Origin of the sequence: Neochlamydia sp. S13 (assembly GCF_000648235.2) — a bacterium.
In the GTDB taxonomy this organism is placed as follows: domain Bacteria; phylum Chlamydiota; class Chlamydiia; order Chlamydiales; family Parachlamydiaceae; genus Neochlamydia.
In genome coordinates this window covers 1,342,689-1,361,289 of record NZ_AP017977.1, presented here as the reverse complement: position 1 = coordinate 1,361,289, position 18,601 = coordinate 1,342,689, and the positions used below count along the sequence as shown (strand labels likewise).

General features: G+C 37.8%; 15 protein-coding genes. 8 read left to right on the top strand and 7 right to left on the bottom strand.

Going from position 1 to position 18,601, the window contains the following annotated elements; translation table 11 throughout:
• Positions 1–339 precede the first annotated feature (339 nt).
• Positions 340–1,122 (bottom strand): IS21-like element helper ATPase IstB, encoded by a 783-nt coding sequence (gene istB, locus TY21_RS05220; protein ID WP_174232790.1) that lies wholly within the window; start codon positions 1,120–1,122, stop codon positions 340–342.
• Entirely contained in the window at positions 1,119–2,372 is a 1,254-nt protein-coding gene (gene istA, locus TY21_RS05215; RefSeq protein WP_197725038.1) for an IS21 family transposase, read from the bottom strand. The genes istB and istA overlap by 4 nt, the downstream gene beginning before the upstream one ends.
• A 98-nt stretch (positions 2,373–2,470) precedes the next feature.
• Here istA and TY21_RS11460 point away from each other — a divergent pair, with 98 nt between their 5' ends.
• The 3 genes from TY21_RS11460 (at position 2,471) to TY21_RS05205 (ending at position 6,732) form a co-directional block, all read left to right on the top strand.
• A complete protein-coding gene (locus TY21_RS11460; RefSeq protein ID WP_232044332.1) occupies positions 2,471–2,629 on the top strand; it encodes a hypothetical protein in 159 nt (52 codons plus the stop codon).
• 195 nt (positions 2,630–2,824) lie between these two features.
• Positions 2,825–3,511: a uracil-DNA glycosylase gene (locus TY21_RS05210; protein ID WP_232044331.1), complete on the top strand. Its 687-nt coding sequence runs from the start codon at positions 2,825–2,827 to the stop codon at positions 3,509–3,511.
• 467 nt (positions 3,512–3,978) lie between these two features.
• Positions 3,979–6,732, top strand: a complete 2,754-nt coding sequence (locus TY21_RS05205) for a leucine-rich repeat domain-containing protein (protein WP_052354641.1) — start codon at positions 3,979–3,981, stop codon at positions 6,730–6,732.
• A gap of 108 nt (positions 6,733–6,840) precedes the next feature.
• Here TY21_RS05205 and dapA read toward each other — a convergent pair whose 3' ends face one another.
• The 4 genes from dapA to TY21_RS05185 form a co-directional block, all read right to left on the bottom strand.
• Positions 6,841–7,725, bottom strand: coding sequence for a 4-hydroxy-tetrahydrodipicolinate synthase (gene dapA, locus TY21_RS05200; RefSeq protein ID WP_042243642.1), 885 nt, complete (start codon positions 7,723–7,725; stop codon positions 6,841–6,843).
• Entirely contained in the window at positions 7,715–8,497 is a 783-nt protein-coding gene (dapB, locus tag TY21_RS05195; RefSeq protein ID WP_042243644.1) for a 4-hydroxy-tetrahydrodipicolinate reductase, read from the bottom strand. The genes dapA and dapB overlap by 11 nt, the downstream gene beginning before the upstream one ends.
• A 158-nt stretch (positions 8,498–8,655) precedes the next feature.
• A complete protein-coding gene (locus TY21_RS05190) occupies positions 8,656–9,705 on the bottom strand; it encodes a phosphatidylserine/phosphatidylglycerophosphate/cardiolipin synthase family protein (RefSeq protein ID WP_052354642.1) in 1,050 nt (349 codons plus the stop codon).
• Entirely contained in the window at positions 9,705–11,888 is a 2,184-nt protein-coding gene (locus TY21_RS05185; RefSeq protein WP_042243690.1) for an ATP-dependent RecD-like DNA helicase, read from the bottom strand. The genes TY21_RS05190 and TY21_RS05185 overlap by 1 nt, the downstream gene beginning before the upstream one ends.
• 305 nt (positions 11,889–12,193) lie before the next feature.
• On the opposite strand from TY21_RS05185, the gene TY21_RS05180 reads away from it, so the two are divergent.
• The 3 genes from TY21_RS05180 (at position 12,194) to TY21_RS05170 (ending at position 15,559) form a co-directional block, all read left to right on the top strand.
• Positions 12,194–12,436: a hypothetical protein gene (locus TY21_RS05180; protein WP_042243647.1), complete on the top strand. Its 243-nt coding sequence runs from the start codon at positions 12,194–12,196 to the stop codon at positions 12,434–12,436.
• Positions 12,437–12,802: 366 nt separating this feature from the next.
• Positions 12,803–13,006, top strand: a complete 204-nt coding sequence (locus TY21_RS05175) for a hypothetical protein (RefSeq protein ID WP_039384164.1) — start codon at positions 12,803–12,805, stop codon at positions 13,004–13,006.
• Between the two features lie 498 nt (positions 13,007–13,504).
• Positions 13,505–15,559, top strand: a complete 2,055-nt coding sequence (locus TY21_RS05170) for a hypothetical protein (protein WP_042243651.1) — start codon at positions 13,505–13,507, stop codon at positions 15,557–15,559.
• A 125-nt stretch (positions 15,560–15,684) separates the two neighbouring features.
• Here TY21_RS05170 and TY21_RS05165 read toward each other — a convergent pair whose 3' ends face one another.
• On the bottom strand, positions 15,685–16,575 hold the full coding sequence (locus TY21_RS05165) for a methionyl aminopeptidase (RefSeq protein WP_042243693.1): 891 nt from the start codon (positions 16,573–16,575) through the stop codon (positions 15,685–15,687).
• A gap of 228 nt (positions 16,576–16,803) precedes the next feature.
• Here TY21_RS05165 and TY21_RS05160 point away from each other — a divergent pair, with 228 nt between their 5' ends.
• Positions 16,804–17,481, top strand: coding sequence for a tRNA (guanine(46)-N(7))-methyltransferase TrmB (locus TY21_RS05160; RefSeq protein ID WP_042243653.1), 678 nt, complete (start codon positions 16,804–16,806; stop codon positions 17,479–17,481).
• On the top strand, positions 17,478–18,524 hold the full coding sequence (locus tag TY21_RS05155; protein ID WP_042243655.1) for a hypothetical protein: 1,047 nt from the start codon (positions 17,478–17,480) through the stop codon (positions 18,522–18,524). Before TY21_RS05160 ends, TY21_RS05155 begins: the two co-directional genes overlap by 4 nt.
• Positions 18,525–18,601 lie beyond the last annotated feature (77 nt).

Genomic DNA, 18,601 nt, shown 5'->3' with positions numbered 1-18,601 from the left:
GGTAGTTGCAAATGATAAAAGGGAAATGTAACAAAAGTTCTGCCTTTTAGCTGGGCTTAGGTTTAAATTTAAAATACTTCATTAAACCTTATCAAGGGAAGGAGTGTTATAACCCCTACCGAAAGCTCTCAGTTGTATCTAAGACAAAAGATCGTTTCAGGATCTTAAAAAACAAAAAAAATTTCTAAAAAAGTAGCCTAAACAATAAAATACTTTTTAACTGTCAAGCGACATGATAAATTGACCCCCTGGCGACATGAACTTTTGACCCCCACCTCTGGCCGGCGACACCAACAATTGACCCCCAGCCATAGCAAAATTTGCCCCTTCGTCCTAGTTTTATTTTTTCTCGTTCGTTGGCTCGCCACGTTTTACAAGTCCCGAACGCATTTTTTCGCGCAGTCTATAACTTTCTCCACGAATGGTAATCACCTGACTGTGATGAAGAAGACGATCTAATATTGCTGTTGCTATTACACTATCTCCAAAAACTGTGCCCCATTCTCCTACTGATCGATTGCTTGTGATGAGCATGCTGCCTTTTTCATAACGTCTGGAAACAAGCTGAAAAAACAAATGAGCTGCATCGGTTTCAAAAGGCAAATAGCCAAGTTCATCAACAATTAAGAGCTTAGGCTTACTTACCTGACATAATTCTTCTTCTAATTGCCCTTTTTTATGAGCATTCGAAAGCCGAGTAAGAAGAGCCGTTGCTGAAATGAATAATGTTGAATAACCCTTAAGAATAGCCTCTCTGCCTAATGCAATAGCAAGATGGGTTTTCCCCACACCTGGAGGCCCCAAAAATAACACGGCTTCCCCATGGGCAATCCAACGGCAAGCAGAAAGTTCTTTGATTTGCCTACTATCCAGGGTTGGCTGGCTCTCAAATTCAAAATTCTCTAATGTCCTAACACATGGAAATTTTGCAATCTTTATCGCTATTTTAATCCGTTGTTCCTCTTTACAGGATAATTCATGTTCAACAAGCAATTGTAAACTTTCTCTGAGTGTCAATTTTTGCTCAATAGCTTGATCGAGCAAATAATCTAAGCTATCTCTGATCGCTAAAAGCTTTAGCCGAGTCAGCATGGAATCAAGCCTGTTTTGTTCTATTATCATGACCAGCTACCTCCTACTAACCTTTCGTAGTCCGCAAGAGGTCTAGATAACTCCGCATCCATAAAATTTAAATTTTCTACACACTTAATCTCTTCATGCTCTTTTGGCCGAAAGGTTCCTACAATTCCTTTAAGATGTTCGGGATTAAGAATATTTTGATATTTTCCTTTGCATTCTACATGACGAGCAATTTCAGTTTGCTTATAGAAGATGCGAACCTCATTTTCTATTAGCTGAACAAAGACCCGTTCCTTAATTATCTTCCAAGGAACACTATATCTATTCGTATCGATCTCCACACAAGCATCCTTATGAACGATTCGGTCAAGTTCTCGAATCTGCAGGAAGGGTGGTTTTCCCTTTAAAGGGCGAAGAGCATCTTTTTCCATCTCTTCAAATACTTCCAATGGTATTTTACGCGTAGTACCGTGGAGCCTTTGATCAGAAATATTGTGCATCCAATGCTCTAAATGACTTTCGAGAGATTCCCAGCTAGCGAACTTGTGCCCTGCGATAGCATTGCGTTTAACATACCCTATAGCTCTCTCATCCTTACCCTTTGTTCTGGCACGATAAGGAGCGCAGGCTTTAGGACAAAATCTCCAGTAATTTGCAAAAGCAGTAAAACGCTCATTAAATTGGACTTCTCTAGTAAGCGCATAATGTTTAGTTATTAAACTTTTAGCATTATCTACAAGCACCTCTTCGGTAGTACCGCCAAAATAGAAAAAGGCTTCCTCTATTCCTTTAAACCAAGACGATTGTTGTTCATGTAAAAAAGGCTTAACGTAAATTCTTCTTGAAAAACCAAGGGTGGCAACAAACAAGAAGACTTGAGTGAGTTTATCTTGAATGTATAGGCGAGTGGAACCAAAATCAATTTGTAGTTGTTTTCCTGGTGGTGTTTCAAATCTCAGGGTGGCTTGAGCTTTTACCTGTAGCTCATCTCTAAAAGGTTTTACCGCTCGTTCAATAGTGCGAAGAGAAATATAGCGAGAATGGTTTTTTAGAAGTTCTTGCCGAACTACGTCTGCATTTCCTCTATGAATAAAAAAGTATTCCTTTATTCGATCTTCAAGTCCAGAGGTAACTTTTTTTCGTTTTGGACTTTTATAAGGAACCCAGCCTTTTTGTTTCAGGTATTTTTTCACAGTGTTTTTACTGATACCAAGTTCCTTAGCAATACGTTTGTGACCCCATCCCAGTGTATGCAAAGTTAGCATACACTCCACATCTTCTTGTTGTTTCATAAGTTCCCCTTGAGGATTTAAATTATCCGGGGAACAATTGTATTCTTGCATAGTTTTTACATTCTCCAATTTTAGTGGAGGAGGGGTCAAATTTTGCTATGGCTGGGGGTCAATTGTTGGTGTCGCCGGCCAGAGGTGGGGGTCAAAAGTTCATGTCGCCAGGGGGTCAATTTGTCATGTCGCTTGACATTAACTATAAAATTGGTTCATTAACTAGGCTAGTCCTGTATATGCTGTCAGAAATGTATGGCACATAGCATAAAAAATTCCTGAAAATGAATGTGATGTAGGAGCCGGCTAGCTAAAAGAAAGGCTGTTATCTAAGTTTTTAATGTTTAAGAGGATGGATTACAGTATTATAAAAAAAAATTATAGGGTTAAGCGCCGTTTGAAACTTGATAACTCTTTAATAATTTTAGCGATAATAAATAAGGGGAAGGAGAAGTTGGGGTATGGCTACTAAAACAAATAATTTATCGATGTGGAAAGATTTTCAAGCAACGGTCATCAATTGCCGAAAGTGCCCGCGCCTTGTAGCTCATCGCGAAACTATACCTGCTAGGCCTCTCTATCAGCATCAAAAATATTGGAGAAGGCCTTTGCCAGGCTTTGGTGATCAGCAAGCCTGGTTATTGATCACGGGGCTTGCCCCTGCGGGAGACGGAGGAAATAGGACGGGACGCGTTTTTACAGGCGACGCAACTGCACGTTTTTTAGTCAAAGCGCTTCATGCGCAGGGGTGGGCAAATCAACCTATATCCGAGTCTTTAGATGACGGCTTAATATTAAAGGATTGTTATCTAACGGCAGCGGTCAAATGTTTTCCTCCTAAGCATAAGCCTACTCGTCAAGAATGTGTGAATTGCCATCCCTATTATATGCAAGAAATAGAAATGCTCTTTAAATTACGTGTAATCCTAGTGCTGGGAAAATTAGCTTTCGATGCCTTTTTATTAGCATTAAAAAAGAAAGGTTTATCGACAAAAGGAATAAAATTTAAGCACGGCGCTTCTTATAGGCTGGAAAATGGCCTTAAGCTTTACTGTAGTTATCATCCTACGCCGCGCAATGTCAATACAGGTACATTGACGGAGAAAATGTTTTACGATCTACTCGAAGAGATTAAAAAAGCCAAATGATTGTTTGCTTATGCTGATAAAATATTTCGAAATCTGAATTTGAAATTAACTTTTCCTTTTAAGCTTTCTCCCTCACATAGAATAGAATGTGGTTATGATAAAGTAGCCAACGAAACCTTATTCCTTTAAAAATTAAGCCTAAAGATTTTATCTAAAAAATTGTAGATGAGTGAATTTCTCAATAGCCTATTTAAGTGATATCTAGAATTAAGAGGATGTACCTGGAGGGCCTTTTAAGTATTTCATTAAAGGCCTACTTAATAATCGCTAGGCAGGATTAAGCGGGAAACGAACTCATCATCAACTTTGTCTGATAGAGGGTTATATAGCCTCTCTGGCAATATTCATATCTTCACGCCTCAGTGTTAACGATTTGTAGCAAAGATTTTCTTGCTAGTTTTATCTTTTCACCCTATGCTGAGTTTATCTTGCAGGGGTCTTGACCAAAAAATTAAGGAGATAACCACATGCATCTTTTTACTTCTTCTATGACCATTGAGCTATTACCTAATGAAGTTCTAACGCCTATCTTGGAGTGTTGTGCCCACCCGTCTTTGCTCAGCGTTTGCGCGGGATGGCAACATATTCTATCGAATGAAGTAATGGTAAACCTTTACAAAAAGATAGGTCGTGTGCATTTTCCTAAAGGAAATGTTACCGGGCAAGCACTCATTATAGATAAAATCTATCAAATAGATGCTCAGCTTTCATATATAAAAAAGATAAATAAAATTTTCAGACGTCTTTTTAAATTAGCTAAATCTTTTTCTCCTTCAGAATTTAAATGGAAGACTGAGGAAAAGAGGTACTTGACATTAGCTAACTATTACTCTTACCTAGTCAATATTAATCGCCTTTTATTATGGAAAGCTTTGGAGGGTGGAAAAGAATATTTAGAGGATGAAAAAATCATACACTTGACCGTAGAAAAAAAAGGAGCTCTTCTTAGGCCTTGGCTGGAAAGATATGGTGCAAATATCGTAGATTTAAACCTAAAAAAAATCGGTTTGACTTATTTGCCATCCGAGATAGGATTATTGTCTTGCCTACAAACACTTTCTTTAACCAAAAACAATTTGACTATTCTTCCGCCAGAGATAGGCCAGCTATTCAAGCTGCAGAAGCTATATTTAAATCACAATCAGCTCACAGCCCTTCCTAATGAGATAGGAAAGTTATCTCTCTTAGAAATTCTTTACTTGGATCATAACCAATTAACCACTCTTCCTATTGAAATAGGACAATTGTCCCAACTAGATGGTCTTTATCTAGAGCACAACCAACTCATTTCTCTTCCTGCTGAGATAGGTCAGCTATCTCGGCTACAAGGCTTTACTGTAGAATACAATCAGCTTACTATTCTTCCTGCTGAGATAGGCCAGCTAAGCCAGCTTAAAGTGCTTGCTTTAGAACACAATCAGCTTACCATTCTTCCCGAAGAAATAAATCAGCTGCACAAGCTGAAATACCTTAATCTAGAACACAACCAACTTAGCTCTCTCCCTACCGGGATAGGCGGATTGTTGGAGCTAGAAAATCTTTTTGTAGATAATAATCTACTTACCTCCCTTCCTCAAGAGATAGGAGATTTATCCCAACTGCAAGGACTTGTTTTAAGACATAACCAGCTAAACTCTCTTCCTCCTGTGATAGGGCAATTATTGAACTTAGAGAAGCTTTACGTAAGTAATAATCTCCTTACTTCTCTTCCTAAGGAAATAAGAGGCTTATCCCAGCTGCAAGAGCTTGTTTTAGACCATAACCAACTTAACTCTCTCCCTGCTGAGATAGGCCAGTTGTCTCAACTACAAAAACTCTATGCAAGTGGCAACTTACTTACTTTCCTTCCTAAAGAAATAGGAGGCTTATCCCAACTGCAAGAACTTGTTTTAGACCATAACCAACTTAGCTCGCTTCCTGCTGAGATAGGCCAGCTAACTGAACTACAAAGACTTTATGCAAGCAATAATCTACTTACTTGCCTTCCTAAAGAAATAGGACATCTATTTCAATTGCAGGAGCTTGTTTTAGAGCATAACCAGCTTAGCTCTCTTTGTGCTGAGATAGGCCAGCTAGCTGAACTACAAAGACTTTATGCAAGCAGTAACTTACTTACTTGCCTTCCTAAAGAAATAGGAGGTCTATTTCAATTGCAAGTGCTTATTTTAGAGCATAACCAACTTAGTTCTCTTCCTGCTGAGATAGGGCAGCTCTCTAAACTACGAAAGTTTAACCTAAGCAACAATTTATTAATCACACTTCCTAGCGAAATAGGGCTTTTATCTGAGTTGCAAAAGCTTAATATAGATCATAATCAACTTGCCTCTCTTCCCGAACAAATAGGAAAACTGTTTAATTTGCAAGTTCTCAACTTAGATTATAATCTATTAACAACTCTTCCCTGTGAAATAGAGAATTTATTTCACTTAGAAGATCTCGCTTTAGAATATAATCAACTTACCTCTCTTCCCGAACAAATAGGAAAACTATTTAATTTGCAAGTTCTCACCTTAGATCATAATCAACTTACCCATCTCCCTGCTGCTATGCAATGGCTTTTTTACTTGCAAAAACTTACCTTAGAGTATAATCAACTTACTTCTCTTTTTGATGAGATAGATCGGATATTTCAGCTGGAAGAACTTACTTTAGATCATAATCAACTCATTCATCTCCCTGTCGAGATAGGAAAACTAGCTAAGCTCAAAGTACTTACCTTAAATCACAATCGACTTACCCATCTTCCTGCTGAAACAGGGCAGATGTCCCGACTGCAAGAGCTTATCCTAGAAGATAACCAACTTGCATCTCTGCCTAGTGAAATAGGGCAACTTACTGCACTCCAAAAGCTTTACATAAGCAATAACTTGCTTAGTTCTATTCCTAGCGAGATAGGAAGATTATCTAATTTGCAAGAGCTTATTTTAGAGCATAATCAGCTTACTGCTCTGCCTAGTGAAATAGGACAACTCTCTGCACTCCAAAAGCTTTACATAAGCAACAATCTGCTTACTTCTGTTCCTAGCGAGATAGGAAGATTATCTAATTTGCAAGAGCTTATTTTAGAGCATAATCAGCTTAGCTCATTCCCTTCCTGCCTAGGAGAGTTATCTATGCTGCAAATGCTTGCCTTAGAAAATAACCCAATAAGCAATCTTGCTGAGGAGATAAGTCAGTTATCTGCCAGGCTTCCCTTCTTCTTAGATGCTATGAATGAATGAATAAATCCAATTCTATACTTTAAATAAAGGTTAGGCCTTAACTTGTAAAAAAATATAAACTTATTATAGCACCTCATTAACGATCTATCTTGTTTACCGTTTTCCTAGCTATAAAACTTTTAGACACTTTTTTAATTTCTCTAGATTTTCGTCGCTCATCGCACATAAAGGTAGCCTACAAGGGCCTGCGGCATGGCCTGTTAGATTCATTGCTGTTTTCACTGGAATAGGATTGGTTTCGATAAACATACTTTTCATATAAGGAAGCAATTCATAATGCAAAGCACGCGCGGTAGGATAATCTCCTTCTACCATTAGATCGCATAATTTTTTAACCTCTTGAGGAAGTAAATTGCTTAAAACAGAATAGATGCCATGTCCCCCTAGAGCCATCAAAGGATAAGTTAAAGCATCATCGCCGGACATAATGCTAAAGTCAGATCTAATAAGTCTTATACTTTCAATTACATCCATCATCTGTAAAATATTTCCAGAGGCTTCTTTTACTCCTACTATATTTTCTATGACAGCTAAACGTTTTAATGTCTCGATCTGCAGGTTTTGACCCGTCCTACCGGGAATATTGTAAATGACAAGGGGTAGCTTGACCGCTTTAGCAAGAGTAGAGAAATGTTGATATAATCCTTCCTGAGTGGGCTTGTTATAGTAAGGCGTAACCACCAACGCAGCATCAGCGCTAGCATCTTGGGCGGCTAAAGTGTTTTCGATAGTCGCATGGGTAGCATAGCTACCAGTACCAACCATAAGAAGGCACTTACCTTCTGTTTCCTCTCGGGCGATATTAATAATTTTCTCTTTTTCTTTTTGACTTAAGGTAGGGGCTTCACCTGTTGTACCTAAGACCACTAATCCTTGAATGTGATAAGATAGCTGAAAACGAATGTTTTTTCTTAAGCCTTCTTCATCTAATTGTCCTTCTTTATCAAAGGGGGTAATAAGCACGGTATAGGCACCGCAAATTTTAGGTTTCATTATAATTATTTCCTGGTAAATGGCAGGTGTTGGAAATGTTTTTTGAGGAGCTAATCATATCCTCTAGAGTAAAAATTCCTTTTTTTCCTATTAACCACTCGGCTGCTGCCAAGGCCCCGCGCGCAAAGCCTTCTCTGTTCCTTGCCTGATGGGTAATTGTAAGAGTATCAGCAGGGGAGTCAAAGATTATCGTGTGGGTGCCAGGTATAGAGCCGCAGCGCACGCTTGAGAAATTAAGTTCATGAGGGGCTATAGGACGATCAACCCTATCATAAAGAGGGTTTTTTTTACGCTGAATTTTTTCAAGCAATATGGAAACCAAGCTTTTAGCTGTTCCTGAAGGGCTATCTTTCTTTTGATAGTGGTGAAGTTCTTGCCCAGCCACATCGTAATCCTCAAATTCATTCATTAATTGGGCAGCAGCTTCCACAATATTTTTAAAAAGATGGACTCCAATAGAGAAATTAGGAGAAAATAGAAAACCTATTTGGTGTTCATGAATAAGTTTTTTCACTTCATCAAAATGTTCCTCCCAGCCTGTTGTTCCCATGACTATATTTTTCTTAAATGGAGCAAGCCTTTGAAGATTGCTTAAAACGGCTTGAGGAGCACTAAAATCTATGCAAATATCGGCTTGCTGAATTAAATTTTCTTTAAGAGAAGAGACAGCCTCGCTAGAGGGGAGTATAGCTATAATGGTATGTCCTTGCTGTAAGGCGATCTCTTCGATCAGATGTCCCATTTTACCATATCCAATAAGCGCAATTTTCATGATAAATTCCTAGATTGAGCTAACAATAGATACAAAAAATGTAAATAAATTTAAACCATTTTTCTGTAATTTTTTAGCTGGTTTATTTTTATGCCCCTGATAAGTGAAGGAAGCGTTTTAAAGAATTGAAGCCAAGTTAAGGCCATGCGGTTAGCTTATTAACGAATGGAGTCTGCTTTAATGGCTTGCCATAAGTTTTGCATATGCTGGCGTTGCTCATGAGTTAAAGGATGGAGAACTAAAAAACAATCGTCATTTTGTGTGAAAGCAGCTTTAGTCCAATTGGCAGAACCTACTTCTAACGTATGATCATCTAGCCACATGAATTTATGGTGAAGTAATGCTGTACCTGCACTGTAAAATAATTTAACACGGTGGCTTTTAAGCATTTCTGCTATTTTAGCGCTAGCCCCGTTAGAGGAACTTCTGTCCAACACTACTTCTACATTAACACCTCGCTTTTGGGCTTCCACCACTTCCTTAGCCATATCAAAGCGGGTCCATGTAAACATAGCGATGCGTATACTTTTTTTAGCTTCTCGAATCAGTTGCTTAATACGCACGCTTGCTTTTTTATCATCAGGAAGAAAAGAGATTTGTAACTCTTGGTCACCAGCCAAGTAGGTGTGGTGAGTGACCTCGCCCTTTCTATCATACTCATGCAAAGTAGAAGCCTTTTCTTTAATAGTAGCAGCAAGAGCTTCGTTTTTTAAGGCTACGACAAGGTTACCATGCATATTTAAAGATTCGCTGGTGAAGTTGGCAGAGCCAATCCAACATTCTATATCATCAATCACTAAGATCTTTATATGCATAAGCCCCTTACCTAAACGACGAATGAGCTCCACCTGAGGGCCCAATTTTTTGCTAATATAGGGGCACGCTTTGGCATCACAGATAACTTTGACAGGCACACCCTCTTGGCTTTTTTGGCGTAGGGCGTCGATGACTTCCTCACTCGTCATAGAAAAAATAAGGAGGAGAACAGATTTTTTAGCATTGCTTATAGCCGAAATGTAAGCGTTTTCCAGCTGATCACCTGTTTGATTGGAGAAAAACTTAGGTGTTTCTCCTGCTACAGGAGTAGGTTTTATCCATAAAGCATCGTGGAATAAAGCTGTACCAATTAAAAGTAGGCTAGAGATAAGCATTAAGGCAGACTGGATGAGAAATTTCTCAGAAAATAAAGGGGTTTTGCTTTTTCTCATTACGGCATGCTTACGCTAATATTATTAATTCCTATAAGAGCATGATAGAGTCCGGTATGACGTTTTTTTACTTCATCATTTTTAATAGCGATAGCAATCGCTTTTTTGCTTCCGACAAGGATTACATGCTTTTGCCCACGTGTTACCCCCGTGTAGAGTAAGTTGCGATATAACAAAGCAAAATGGGTAGTATGCACAGGCATAATAATACAAGGACATTGACTACCTTGATATTTATGCACGGAAACAGCATAGGCAAGGACAATTTCATCAAGATCAGTAAATTCATAAATAATGTTACGATCTTCTATTTGTATAAGAACTTGTTGTTCAATAATGTCTATCTCTTTGATTACTCCTATTTCTCCATTATAAACCTCTTTTTTATAATTATTGCGGATTTGCATAACTTTATCTCCGACTAATAACTTTCTCCCTGCTCTAAATAAGGGATTGCTGTTTTTATTAAGAGTCTCTTGTAAAACAGTGTTTAAGTTGTCGGCACCAATGATTCCTTTACGCATGGGTGTCAACACTTGGATATCATGGAGAGGATCGTAGCCATACCTTTGGGGAAGCCTTTGGGCAATAAGAGCGATAATGTTTTTTAATACTTCTTCAGGAGTTACAGCTTCAAGGAAGAAAAAATCGCTTTCACTATGGTTATGAATATCTGGAAAGACCCCACTATTAATTTTATGAGCATTAGTAATAATACGCGAGCCTGCCGCTTGACGATAAATTTCTGTTAGCAGGGTGACTGAGATTGTCTGTGAGTTAATCATATCGCTTAAGACATTGCCAGGGCCTACACTTGGTAGCTGATTAATGTCTCCCACAAAGATAAGTCTGCATGTATTGGGAATAGCTTTTAATAAGCTATACATAAGAAAGGTATCAATCATACTGGCTTCATCCACTATCAGTAAATCACAATCCAAAGGATTTTCGCGATTACGTTTAAAACCCCCATTTTTAAAATTGTATTCCAATATACTATGAATAGTGGAGGCTTTTTTACCTGTAATTTCACTCATACGCTTAGCGGCACGCCCAGTAGGCGCCATCAAGAGAATCTTACCACTCAATTTTTCTGTAATAGCTAAAATAGCATTCGTGATGGTACTTTTCCCCGTACCGGGGCCGCCTGTGATAATATGAAGTTTTTGATAAAGGCTATTTTTTATAGCAATGCTTTGGTTATTAGCTAATTTAATATTTAACTTTAACTGAACCCACTCAAGAGCTTTTGGAATATCCACAGCCCTTAAATTACATGCACAGCTATTTAACCGTTTAATTTCACGGGCAATGCCCGATTCTGCTACAAACAAGGACATATTCCAGATAAAAGTTTGAATCTTTTGGTTGTTAACCAGATCGAATAGTTCGATGCGCCGTTCATCTTTTAAAGAGGAAATACGGGCATTCACTTTGAGGCTCTCCACCTCCAGCTTTTCTGAAGCTTCGGCAACAAACTCTTCTAAAGGAAAACAGACATGTCCATCCTTAGCCAATTCGGATAAGATAAATTCAATGCCTGCATCAATTCTTGAAGGGGCATCGTGTTCCATTCCCATTTTTTTGGCAATAGCATCCGCTGTTTTGAATCCAATGCCTGTAATTTCTTGGGCAAGAATGTAAGGGTTTTGCTGAACTTTCTCAATGCTATGATTACCATAATTTTTATAGATTTTTTGAGCATAGACAGGACTTACACCTTTAGACTGCAGAAATATCATGACCTCTCGCACAGATTTTTGCTCATCCCAGCAGGATCTAATTTTTTCAATTCTTTTTTCTCCTAGCCCTTCAATTTCTAATAATTTATGAGAAGCTTGATCAATTACATTGAGGGTTTCTATCCCAAATTTTTCCACAATGCGCTCAGCATATTTAGGGCCAATTCCTTTGATCAGCCCTGAGCCTAAGTATTTCTTGATTCCTAAAAGATCAGCAGGGGCTTCTACTTGATATTCTTGACAGATGAATTGCCGGCCGTGGACCAAATGTTGCTTCCAATGTCCTTTACAGCGCGCCGTAACTCCAGGAAGAGCAGTAGGCATGACTCCGACCACACATACAAGCTCTTTTAATTGAGCTGTTTTTAGCTGTGCAACCGTATAGCCTGTCTCTGCATTTTGAAAGGTAATTCTCTCAATGTAGCCAACAACAATTTCCATAAGCATTTTGATTGAGCAATTTAAAGATGGATAATCAGGTGAAAGTTAAAAAATTTACATCTATTCATCTTGTAGTATAGGTAGGTCAGCTACTTTTGAAAAGATCTTTTTTAAATATTAACTATTTCTGCCTTAAAGTCTAAAATTAGCTATCCCTATCCATGATGACACCTGGCCGACTAAAAAATGTTAAAAGAGAGAAATATCCTGGTGCTTTCAGCTTCTTTATCCTCTTTAAGTGATTAAAAGATTGAAAAATTATTCAAAAAATAAATAATACTATTTATGGTGGCAAAGGAGAAAAAATGTATAGATTAGCTTTTTTAATGGGAATAGTGGTGATAGGATATATGCCTTTAGAGGCAGGAGAGGAACAGAATGTTGGTGAGCAGGAGAGTCAAATAAAAGAAGATTGTTATGGTCCGAAGACGCAGGCCAGATTACTATATGGAAGAGCGATAGATAGCCCTATCGGTGATTTAAATGAAAAAAATTATGAATGGCCAGGCATGAGGGCAGACTCCTTCTACGACTATTTTACTAAATAAAAGAATAGTAGGTGTTTATCTTTTCTTTGAGGCAAATGCCAAGCAAGAAGATAAAAATAAGCTTAGATTTTTTTTCACTTCAGCTTTAGAGGAGGTTTTTTTTTGACTTTTTTTCTCTACTTAAAGGGTAAAGGACCCACTAATTTAGAAAAACTTTTTTGTAGAGTGCCTATTTACATTAGCTTACACATTCAATAAAAAATCTTATCAAATTAACTTTTCATAATTACTCCCATCGTATAATGTGACAAATATTAGGTTAAAAGCATAAATGGTAGAGTGAGCTTTTAATTGATAAATAGAATCTATAAAGAGGCTTTAAGCCAAAAAGTAATCAGAGGTGGAGGCAAATGCTAAGGAGAGTAGATGAAGTCTAATAAGCAAAAGCAATTATACGATACGTTAGCTAAAAATCATGCTTGTTATGTTCTTATCACTTGCGATAAGCCTGTTGAAGATGGTAACATGCAGGTGCAGATGACTTATGAAGGGGACGCTTCCCTAGTTGCTTATCTATTACAAGGAGCTCAATCCTTTATCGATGAAAAAGAAGAAGAAGCTTTCTTATGAAGAATTAAGCCTTACTTAAAAAGGCTTCTTTCCTAAGAAAAAAGCAGGGGTCGTTAATTCTAAGGAATAGAGACTAATAAAATTAACCTTGACCTTTTATCTTGCTTAATTAGAAGAAAATATTTATTGCGCAGGAAATGTAGGCGGACCCACCTTTATTTTTGAACAAATGATTGGAAGGAATAAGCGTACCTAAAAGCATTTTTTTATCCTGTAGCATATATTTTTATGGAGTGAGGGCTCTTTTTAGTGAAAGGAAAAGTAATATCCTTGTTTAATATTCTACAATCAGAGTTCTAATTTAAGTCTGCAGAATTTTTCATCGCCAATAGAAATATCTGGTCTCTCTATTGCCTTTACTGATTAAATTCAGGTTACAGCAGCCAAGCTCCCTTTTAATATTATTAAGCAGTCTCTCACACTTACTACTTTACATTTTGATGAGTTTGTTATAAGGTTGACCCTATTAATAGACTTTAGAGCATTTTTGTAATAGTAATGAACTTAACGCGTGAACGTCAGTTTTTTCTATGGAGCGTGGTAGGTCCACTCTTAGCCCTAGCTACCCTTTTCATCATGCTCTTACGGCCCACTCCACTCACACCCTTGTTAGCCTTTACTCTTCTTTTAGGGTTACCTGTTTGCTGGTATTTAAAAAGAGGCGGTCTCCTTTTAGCTGGTTTTTCATTAGCATTTTTGCTCTCTTTCTATCATCCGATAATAATTAATTCTCCGGTGTGGTATGGAGGGATTACTCTTTCCATTTTACTTACTTTTTTTATCACCAGCTACAGCTATGATACTGCTTTAGTTCTTATACAAGGGATTCAATCTCCCTATTCTGCTACAGAAGAAGGCGTCTTTAAGCTTGAAAAGGGGACGTTAGAAAGCCAGCATGTAAAAGAAAATGCTCAAGAAAAGATAGAGAAAATCTCTCAAGAACTCTACCACTCTCAGCAGAAAAATAATCATCTAGACGCTCTTTTAAAAAGCTCTCAAGCGGAGATTGAGCAGGTTAAGCTAGAAAGTGAAAAATATAAGGTTGATGCCCAAGCTATTAAACATGAACTTGAAATAAGATCTTTTAAAGAGGAGCAGCTATTACAAGAGCTGCTGGACAAGCGTGGGGAAGTGCTGCAGCTTAGCGATCAACTTGTTGAAGTTAATAAAGAGCTAGCTAAACGAACAGAAGCACTCAAGCTTATGCAGGATGAACCCCCCTTAGAAAAGCTTAGACTGCAATACCAAGCGGACATGCAAAGCGCAAATAAACAATTAGAAATGCTTACTGAGGAGTTAACAAATTCTAAGCAAGAGGCTCAAGCTTTTAAGAAAGAGGTGCATTTACTCACTGCAGAGCTGAATAATCAAGCGGTTAGAAATGAGCGTATGCTAGATGAGCTTTTGGAAAAACGTAAAGAAATTCTCTATATAAAAGATCAACTTCAAGAAGCCCATGAAGAGCTGGAAAAGGGTGCGGGCATCCTCGATAGTCATTCTGCAGAAAATATAGAAAAGTTAAAAAGCCAACATCAGCTAGAAATTCAACATTTTGAAGAGCAGGTTGAAGCTCTTTCTCAGACACTAAAAGATTTTGAAGAGAAAAGCTCCAGGCTAGAAAAGCGATCTGAACAAGCTACTCAAGAGATAGAACTTGCCAAGCAAGAAATTGAGCGTTCTAAGGATACAGTGCACTTCCTACAAAAAGAGCTAGAGCTTAAAAGTTTTAATGAAAAGGAAGCTTGTGAGGAACTGGAAGAAGAAAAAAAAGCTTCTCTTGAAGTAAAAAAGCAGCTGCAGCAAGCGCAAAATGAGCTTAAAGATTGTATTCTTTACCATAAGAGTGAAACTCAAAATCTTAGCGAGCTGATTAACACCAAAGATCAAGAGATATTTAATATACAATTTAGCCTACAGAGTGCTTTAGAAGATTTACAAACGCATGGAAAAGAACTAACTCAGCTTCAGGAAGAGAAAATAGCCTATCAAGATCTACAAGAAAAATGGGCCAACCAAATAGAAGACTTGCACCAGGAAAAGATAAGCTTAAAAGCTGCTCTTACAAAGCTTCAAGATGAGGTCCAACAGTTTAAGGGTCTTGAGCAGGAAAAAGTGCGGTTAGAAGAAGCTTTAAAGGAAAACATGCAGGAGCTGGAGGCAGTCCGCCTGGCGATAGAAAAGGCAGAGGAAGATGCTAAGCAGCATGCCAGTAAAGATAAAGAACAAAAGCTTATTCTTCAGTCTACACCCACTCCTCATGAGGAGTATGCTTTAAGACGTCGTGCCGAGGGAATGTACTTACAGCTGAAAGAGCAATTTAATGATAAATCTACTGTTTTAGAGCACACCAGGCAAAAGCTTTTTTATGCCGAAGAAAAAATTTCTCAATTACAACTGCTTATTCAAGAAAAAGAGCAGTTTAATGTAGACCCTTATGCGCAACACTTAACGCAACATATCATTAAAATGCAAAACCAATTGGATAGTTTAGAAAAAAATTATTATCTAGAGGTAGAGAGTTTAAACGAGATTATTACTAAGCTTAGCTTATAAATTTTTTTGTGCTTATAGAAAAAGTTAAAAACAGCTCTACTTGCTCTTACTGCTGACTTGCAATGAATGCAAACGAGATTAGGTATATAAATGAGAAGGGAGTGTTAGGGGGAAATTAAAAACAGTTACCTTTGCCAGTTAGTTAAAATTTCATGCCCTTCATGAGTAATAAGTAAAGTGTGCTCAAATTGAGCACTCGCTTTACCATCTTTAGTGCGAGCTGTCCACTCATCTTCTGGGTCGATTATCGCCTCTTGAACCCCTGCATTAATCATAGGCTCGATGGTAAATATCATCCCCGGTGCCAAAGGGATCTGGCTTCCATTATAGGCATGAGGAATTTGGGGATTTTCATGAAAGTTTATTCCTACCCCATGTCCTACAAACTGATGGACAACAGAACAGTGATGTGAGCGCGCATAAGCTTCTATTACATTACCAATTTCTTTGATTTCCACCCCAGGTTTACAAATAGCAAGAGAGCGTTTTAAACATTCATACGCTACTTCCATGACTAACTGTTTTTCTTCTGAGATTTTACCTATGCTAACCATCTTGCTGCAGTCGCCATAGTAGCCTTCAAAAATGCAGGTGACGTCAATATTTAATATATCTCCCTCTATTAAAGGGATTTTATTAGGAATTCCATGACAAATGACCTCATTAAGAGAAGTACAAATACTTTTAGGAAAAGGTGGATGTCCATAGTGAAGAGGGGCAGGGATGGCCCCCATCTCTAAATGCAACTGATGCGCAAAATCATTGATTTCCAGGGTGGTAATGCCCGCTTTAGCTCTTTTACAGGTTTCTTCTAGAATATAGGAAGCTAGATGACATGCTTTACGTATTCCCTTAATTTCCTGCTCGTTTTTAAGGATAATATTGTACCTTTTCAAATATTCTTTCTTTAAAAACTGGGAATGTTCGGTTTCTTTTAACTTAGGATCGAGATGAGGAAAATGGCATTTTTTCCATTTTTTACCACTTTTACACCAACATTCATTATTTCGACCGATCATAGAGTTCCTTAATCCACACAGATAAGCAGTAGACTTTTTGGCAGATTTGATATATCTTATTTTAAGTAAAATTTAAAAAGGCTTTCTTTTTCCCTCTTAAGCATTATAGATGAAGGATCGATTGACTTAAAGCCGTTTTCTATTTACGCAGCTTGAAATGATGTAACCCTGGCTGCATACTTTGATGACAGATTATATTAACTTGTTTCAAAAAATATGGGAATTATGAAACCTGCTGATTTGATACCACCCTTTCCTAAAAATGATAGAAAGGTTACCATCCATGATGGCGTTTGGTACTTACCCGATAGGCATCTTGCTCAAAATCATTTTGAGTTTCCTGGGTGGTCTCATCCTTTGCTGTTTGGTAATGAGCAACCCGTCAATTTAGAATATTGCAGTGGAAATGGAGCTTGGATAGTAGCACAAGCAGGGGCTCATCCTCATCTTAATTGGGTAGCCATTGAAAGAAAATTTACCCGTGTGCGAAAAATCTGGTCTAAAATTAAAAATTGCTCACTCAAAAATCTGATTGTAGTTTGTGGAGAAGGGTTAATGGCCACTAGCAATTATTTTCCTTCAGCTAGTATTGCTAACGTGTTCATCAACTTTCCGGATCCTTGGCCTAAATTGCGACATGCTAAGCATCGTTTAATACAGCCTCAATTTGTCCATGAATTAGCTCGGGTGATGCAAACAGATAAAGCTCTCACTTTTGTTACGGATGATATAAGCTACTCGCAAGAGGCGATTCAAGTTTTCTTGTCAGCCTCAGATTTTAAATCTTACTATCCCTCTCCCTACTTTTCTACAGAAGAAGTCGATTATGGCACTTCTTATTTTGAGGAACTTTGGCGTTCAAAAGGTAAAATGATTCGCTATCATAGGTTTATCAAGAAATGAATACCGAGGATATTTCTGAAGATACAGAAAGGCTAGTTTGGGATAAACCTTACTTTTATTACCAAGGAAAAATTTTTAATCCTAATCTTTATGAATGGCAAGCGGAGGATGAAGAAATTCCTGCTGGCTATAATGTTATTTCACTTAAATTAGATGGTAAAGTGACGGCAAGCCTTGATTGGAAAAAAATAGAAAAGGTGGCAGAAAATTATTCGAAAGAAGGCTTTCTACTTTTTTGGGACCTAGACTTAGGTTTATTTGATCGTTTAGAGTTTCCCTTATCTAATCAAACCCAGTTTTTATCTCTGCTTCTTTCTCTTGAGCACTTTCGGGATAATTTATGGAATAAATTTAAAGCTCAAACCTTGGGGGTAAACATTTACCGAGGGCCCGTAAACTTTAAATCTCAAATGAGCTGGGATGATGAGCTGCAATCTAATTATAGAGAGTGGAAAACTACGAGGGGTAATGAGAATGATCAATTACCCTTTTCTACCTCTCAAGCATTATTTGCACGCGAGGTGGGAGCAGAATATTTAACACTTTTAGCCAATCGAATGCCTGAGGAAATGCCTATCTTTGTGACTTTGGATAAAGATCTATCTTTAAGTTTAAGTTTAGAAGTTCAGCTTACCCATCGAGAACGATGGAGTAGATTACATCTGATCATTGAAAATAGTAAGCTTCCCCACTTATTTAATTTTAAGCCTGCACCGGTAGGTGTTTGCCTTCCTCCCTATCAGTGGATAGATCAACAAACTTATCAAGAGCTAGAAGACATCTTACACGATTTATTAAAGAAAGAAGTTGCTTTTAATATTATCCCTGAAAATTATCTTCTTCATGAATGGGAAGGGCTAGACTATTTAGTCGTCATTTCCCCCAGCTTAACAAGGCAAGGTAAGCGCAACCTGCAAGGCTTTTGTGCTGCCGGGGGGACAGTCATTACTGTGGGCCCTTCCCTAGGGTTAGCAAAAGAAATCCCTTATGTAAAAAGTGAAAAAGGATTTTTTAGCATGATGAATAATAAAGATGGCCAGTAAGACAGCCTAACATCCTTTTATATTAAGGTTTTGGATAAGGGAAAAGCTTAGAATTTGAGTTTTCCTTTTCAAGGGAC